Source organism: Desulfuromonadales bacterium, from assembly GCA_035620395.1.
Lineage (GTDB): Bacteria > Desulfobacterota > Desulfuromonadia > Desulfuromonadales > DASPGW01 > DASPGW01.
This window is the reverse complement of record DASPGW010000281.1, coordinates 1-6,044: the sequence shown is the minus strand read 5'-3', so window position 1 is coordinate 6,044 and position 6,044 is coordinate 1. Positions and strand designations below refer to the sequence as shown.

The 6,044-nt window shown below is 60.1% G+C and carries 5 protein-coding genes; all 5 read right to left on the bottom strand.

All coding sequences use genetic code 11. The features are described 5' to 3' along the window. Nucleotides 1-117 precede the first annotated feature (117 nt). The 5 genes from VD811_15340 to VD811_15320 all read right to left on the bottom strand — a co-directional run bounded on the left by VD811_15340 (nucleotide 118) and on the right by VD811_15320 (nucleotide 5,765). The gene (locus tag VD811_15340) at nucleotides 118-1,320 is read right to left on the bottom strand and encodes a methionine adenosyltransferase (GenBank protein HXV22356.1); all 1,203 of its coding nucleotides are present in this window, start codon (nucleotides 1,318-1,320) and stop codon (nucleotides 118-120) included. A 170-nt stretch (nucleotides 1,321-1,490) separates the two neighbouring features. Further along, nucleotides 1,491-3,338 (bottom strand): molecular chaperone HtpG, encoded by a 1,848-nt coding sequence (htpG, locus tag VD811_15335; GenBank protein ID HXV22355.1) that lies wholly within the window; start codon nucleotides 3,336-3,338, stop codon nucleotides 1,491-1,493. Nucleotides 3,339-3,494: 156 nt separating this feature from the next. Continuing rightward, nucleotides 3,495-3,968, bottom strand: coding sequence for a ferritin family protein (locus VD811_15330; protein HXV22354.1), 474 nt, complete (start codon nucleotides 3,966-3,968; stop codon nucleotides 3,495-3,497). A gap of 15 nt (nucleotides 3,969-3,983) precedes the next feature. Further along, nucleotides 3,984-4,148, bottom strand: a complete 165-nt coding sequence (locus VD811_15325; GenBank protein HXV22353.1) for a hypothetical protein — start codon at nucleotides 4,146-4,148, stop codon at nucleotides 3,984-3,986. 129 nt (nucleotides 4,149-4,277) lie between these two features. Beyond that, nucleotides 4,278-5,765, bottom strand: coding sequence for an HD domain-containing protein (locus VD811_15320; protein ID HXV22352.1), 1,488 nt, complete (start codon nucleotides 5,763-5,765; stop codon nucleotides 4,278-4,280). Nucleotides 5,766-6,044 lie beyond the last annotated feature (279 nt).

The window sequence follows — 6,044 nt, the reverse complement described above, 5'->3', positions numbered from 1 at the left end:
GATAATGTGTTTATAAGACTTCCGTTTCTGTTCAAATTTAAACCGCCGAGGGCGCTCTGCCGGCAGCAGCTCCATGCCCGCGTCGGGCTTTTTCACCCGCGGCCTGACCAGACCGGATCAGCAGACCGGGAACTCCCCTTCCCCCAACCGTCGGCAGAAATCGTCAAGTTCAGCAAAGGCGACGGCAAATATCTGCTCGACACTCCAGCGAATATCGCTCAGGCGTTGCCCGTCTTCCAGCAGCACCTGGGCGGTGGCCATGACCGGCGAGTCCACCGGAGTGCCGATCCGGCTGAGCAGCAACACGTAAACTTCCTTCAACCCATCGATCCGCTCGTAAATCTGGCGGGCCAGCCGATGCGCCAGCACGCTGTATATTTTCCCCACATGGCTGACGGGGTTCTTCCCCGCCGCCGCTTCGGTTCCCATCGGACGATTCATCGCGATCAGCCCGTTGACGCGGTTACCCCGTCCGACCTGCCCTGAATCGGCGTCCTCGGCCGATGTCCCGAGGAGACTCAGATAGGTTCCACCGAGACCTCGTCCCACCTCGTCGAGGGCATTGAAATGGATTTCGGTGTGGTCAAAAGAAGCGAACCTCTTCACGAAAAGCTGCATCGCCTCCCGGATGTCCCCCTTGCGCTCGAAATATGCCCGTTCCGAGGGGATATGCGCCGCCAGCAGGGGCATGGCCACGGTCAGGTCGAGGTCGCGGTTGCGACGAAGTCCCATGACCTTGACATCCTCGCCGCTCTCCGGGAACTCGTTTTTGAAAACCGGCGAATTCAGATAGCGCTCCAGCTCCAGTACCGCCTGCTCCGTAGGACTCAGGGGATAATAGCCGATCGCCGCGGAAGTGTCGTTGGCGACCCGGACCCGGCCCGGCCGCTGAAAGATGTCCGCAAGCTCCTCTGAGCCGGGGGCCAGCACCACGCGGCAGTGCAAATGCCGCTCGGGATCGACAAAGCGCAGATGCTCCCGGACCCACTGCCGGGCCGTGGCCACGGCAATATCGCCCACCGGCAGGGTTCGGCCGCCGACGGCAAAGGTGGCGCGATCGCCGATGATCAGCTCCATGGGCCGCACAACCCGCCCGCCGCCGAACCACCGCTCCACCCTGCCGGCGGCCAACAGGCTCTTGTCAACGTTATGGTGCAGTATCTTCCCGAATTCGGCGAGATAGGCTTTCGAAAGCGCTACGGAGATGGCATCCATGATGGCATCGCACATGGTGTCGGGATGGCCGGTTCCCTTCCGCTCAACGATCTCGACCGTCTGTTCGTTGACCGCCTTTCCCTGATAGGTTTCCACAACGACCATGAGATGCCTCTTGTTGACGATGGAAGCAAGCGTGCCTCAAGAACGACTCTAACAAGCGGCAGACGCCTGTCAAATCCTGCTGGCGGTCGTCATGAGCGTAGTCGGCATCCGGCAATGGCAAAGCCGGCCGTGTGCACGGCCGGCTTTGCCATTGCCTGCAAAACTGCCAGTTATTTCTTCTCGCTCAGGATCTCCAGGATGCGGTTGCTGCGTTCAAGAAACGCCTCCATGCGCTCCTTGTCGAAGGCCTGGTGCGTCAGCATGGCCAGGTCATAGACCTGCTCCACCAGCAGGCGGGCATCCTCCTGCCGACCGTCTGCCTGCAGCCTGAGGAGGTTTTTGACCACCGGGCTCGCCGAATTGACCAGCAGGGTATGCTCCTTGAAGAGGTCCCCGGCCTCCTTGCCCATCAGCCGCGTCATTTCCTTGAAGCGCCGGCTCTGTTCGGAGAGCAGAATCATTCCCGGCACCGAGGCGTCCTTGAGGTTTTCGACCCGCACCTGCAGCCCTTCGGTCTTGAGTCCCCCCGCGAAGACCGCCTTGATCCGCTCCTCGACGCTCCCCTCCCCTTCCTTTTCAATCAACTTCTTGGTCTGGTCGTCCGCGATCAGATTTTCCGTGACATCGGAATCGACCCGTTCGAACTTCAGATCGGCGTTTTTCATCTCGAGGTACTGGATGAAATGGCTGTCGATCATGGCATCGAGGACGAGGACCTCCAGCCCCTGGCTCTTGAACAGCTTCAGATAGGTCGCCTGGGATGCCTCGTCGTTGGCATAGAAGACCTTGTTCGCATGCCCTTCCCGGGCTCGTTCCAGATACTCGGGGAGGGTGGTCCAGCGGCTCTCCCCGGTGCTGTGGTAGATGACCTGGTCCTTGACCCGGTCGTAGAATTTCTCGTCCCGCATCATGCCGTATTTGACGAAGGTATGAATATCCTCCCAGATGCGGCCGAACGCCTCGCGATCCTGTTTGGCCAGGTCGACCACCTTGGCCGCCACCCGACCGGCGATCACTTCGCGGATCTTGCGCACCTGCGGCTCGTTCTGCAGGTAGCTGCGGGAGACATTGAGCGGCAGGTCGGGGGCGTCCAGGCATCCCTGCAGAGGGGTGAGGAATTCGGGGATCAGTTCCGGACAGTTGTCGGTGACGAACACCTGGTTGCAGAAGAGCTTGATATGGCTCCTGCTGACGTCGAACTCGGTGGAGAGCCGGGGAAAATAGAGAATCCCCTTGAGATTGAAGGGAAAGTCGACGTTGAGGTGGATCCAGAAAAGCGGCTCTTCGGCGAAAGGATAGAGCTTCTTGTAGAATTCCCTGTACTCCGCCTCGCCGACTTCGCTGGGAGTCCTGGTCCAGAGGGGGTTGCGGTCGTTGACCGTATCGCCGCCCAGACGGATGACGACGGGGAGGAAGTTGCAGTAGCGCTTGAGAACCTCGCGGAGCCGCACCGGATCGAGAAACTCTTTCTCATCCGCTTCCAGGTGCAGGATGACCTCGGTGCCGCGCTCCGGCTTGTCGATCTCCTCCAGTTCGTAGCTGGTCGAGCCGTCGCAGCTCCAGTGCGCCCCCCTGGCTCCCTCGCGATAAGAGAGCGAGCGAATCTCGACCCTGTCCGCCACCATGAAGGAGGAGTAGAAGCCGAGGCCGAAATGACCGATGAGCTGGTTCTTGTCCTTGAGGTCCTTGAACTTGTCGATAAATTCTTCGGCGGAGGAAAAGGCGATCTGGTTGATATATTTGCGGATCTCCTCGGCCGTCATGCCGATGCCGTTATCGCGGACCGTCAGGGTGCCGGCATCCTTGTCGACGGCGATGTCGACGGCATAGTCATCGGCGAGCTTGAGCCCTTCGACCACGTTGATGTGCTGGAGCTTGTGGATGGCATCGACCGCGTTGGCTACCAGTTCGCGCAGGAAAATCTCCTTGTCGCTGTAGAGCCACTTCTTGATGATGGGGAAGATGTTCTCGGTGTGAATCGAGATGGTCCCCTTTTCGGCAGTGCTTTTTTCTGACATGTCGGCTGTTTCCTCCTTTGGGGTCGCAAAGATGGGCAGAAGATAGTCACCGCTGGCCGATTTGTCAAGCGGGCGGCGCAACGGGCGCAGCGAGCAAAAAAGCGCCGCTCCTCGTCGGGAACGGCGCTTCGAAGAACTTCCGGAGGGCGCTGCGAATCACATTTCGGTCAGGAAATGCTTCTCGTAGAGATCTTCGAGAGCCTGCAGATGGCGGCTCTCGTCGTTGGCAATCCTTTCGAACAATGCGGCCATGGGAGCTCCCGCACACCCCCGGCTCATGCGCCGGTAGAAATCGAGGGATCCTTTTTCCAGATGGATGGCGTAGGCCAGGGCCTGCCTGGCATCGGCGTCGGGACCCAACTCCTTTTTTTCGAGAATATAGTCGAGGTTCATCGTGGGCATCGGCTGGTCGAGCGTGTGCCCCTCAACCTGGCCTTCCACCAGGGCACGCTCCAACTGGTGCTTGTGGTCGAGTTCGTCCAGTGCCGCGTCCTTGAGCACCTCGCGGGCCGCTTTGTTCTTCACCTGGCGAAGCGCGGCGAGATAGTGACGGAAACCCTCGTTTTCCATCTGGACGGCCTTCTCGACAGCCGCCTCGAACGTATAGCAGACCTGATCCTGTTGGTTCATCGGTTCCGACTCCTCTCAATAAATTACAATGTAGCCGTGTTTTTCCGCAATCCGGGAAATTTCCAGGACATCATCGATATGATAGCTCGATCCGTCCAGGGTAAAAAAGTAGCCTCCGGCAGGGTCTTCCTTGGCCATGCCGATCAGATATTCAAAGCTGGCGGTTTTTATCGTCTCCATTGCCTCAATCCGTCTGCACCAAGGGTTCGCTAGAAATAGCACTGCTGATTACTAGTTATCATATCAGGGAAGAATCTACAAGAGGACCATCGTTTAACCCGTCCTGCCGTACATCGCCCCGGCAGTCCGTCACGTTGCCTCCTTGACCCGGGTGCGCAGATAGCGACGGATGCAGTTGCGGGCGCGGGGAGTGACGGCCCACTCCAGCCACTTGGGGAGAACCTCGGGCTTGGCGCAGCGCTCGATGGCGACCTGGTCGCCATCCATAAGGCGGGCCTTGAGATGGCGGGTCTTGCCATTGATCCGCGCCCGGCTGGCGTACAGGCCGAGCTCCTCGTGGATATCGAAAGCGAAATCGAGGGCACTGCTCCCTTCCGGGAGGGTCCGGGTTTCCCCCCGTGGAGTATAGACCTGGATCGAGGCAGAAGCGAGCCGCAAGCTCTCGGTATCGAATGCCGATTCCCCCTCGAGCAGGGAATTCATCAGGTCCTGAAAGCTGGCCTTGCGAAACTCGAAACCGGGAGCAAGCACGCCAGCCTCGTTGAAACGGGCGAGCTTGCGGGTGGTGATTTCGACCCGCATGCGGTTCTCGCCGGCCTGCACCGTCGTCTTGAGCGCCTGATAGCCGAACTGTGACGGTACATTGAGATGGTCGCGCAGCTTGCCCGGAATGGGGGGATAAATGCTGTGCAGAAGTCCGAGGGCGAGATAGGCGTCCATGGTCCTGTCGACCTGAATCTCCAGGGTATAGAGGGTGGCAAAGCCGCGGCTCATCGACTGGGCGGCGGCAATTGAAAAGGGGCGCCAGCGGTCCAGCAGCCGGGTGGAAAGCTTCTGGTGTTCAAACGTCTTGTGAACTTCATCACGGACCTTCCGCAGAGCGGGATCGATCTGCTGTTTCAGGACCTGTACCGCATGACGGTAGCGGCTTGCGCGGCGAGGATAGAGGATCTTGATGGACAGCGCCTCGAGTTCCGACGCGACCTGGCCCATGCCGAGACTCCGGGCCAGCGGAACATAGACGGTGCGCGTCTCCTCGGCAATCAGCGACTGCTTTTGCGGGTTGAGAGCGCTGATCGTCTCCAGGTTGTCCATGCGGTCGCAGAACTTCAGGCAGAGGACGCGCACATCGTTGACCGCCAGCAGCAGCTGTTTGCGATAGGTTTCGGCCTTGAGGGCGTCCCGGCTGAGCTTGTCATCGGCGGCCTTGGTCAGTCCGTCGACCAGCAGGGCGGTTTCCGTACCGAACTCCTCCCGGATTTGATCAAGAGTTACCGGCGTATCTTCCACCACATCGTGCAGAATGGCGGCGATCACCGACGAAAAATCCATCCAGTAGCGGGCGGCCAGATGCGCCACCCGCAGAGGATGGTAGAAATAGGCCTCTCCCGACTTGCGGAACTGCCCAGCGTGCGAAGCACGGGCCAGCTCGAACGCCGCTTGCAGGCGGTCGATCCCGTCGTCAAGTTCCTGCTCACTCATCCCCCCGCCATGATGAGTCACCAGCAGTTCCATGATTTCGTTGATCAGCCGCTGCTCCCGGCGCGGGTCGTCAATGGCCGCTCGGGCGCTTCGCTGCGGGCTGGCGGATTCATCGGTAGAGGGAGAAGTCTGCATGATTCTTTATCTTAGATGAGAAAAAGATCGCCATCAAGCCTGATTTCTCCCGGGCTCCCGAAAACGCCCCTGCGTCGCCGGCGACAGGGGGAGATGGAGGGGCTTGCCTGCCTCGCCTCAGGCCCCGAGCTCCTCGAAGCGGATCACCGCTTCGCGGAAGGCAGGCGGCAGGCGGCGCGGTTTGCGGGCCTGGTAGTCGAAGGCGACCAGGTGGGTCGTCCCTTCTGCGGTCGCCGTCCCCTGCCGTTCAATCCGGTAGGCCATGACGAAGGCTGAGTT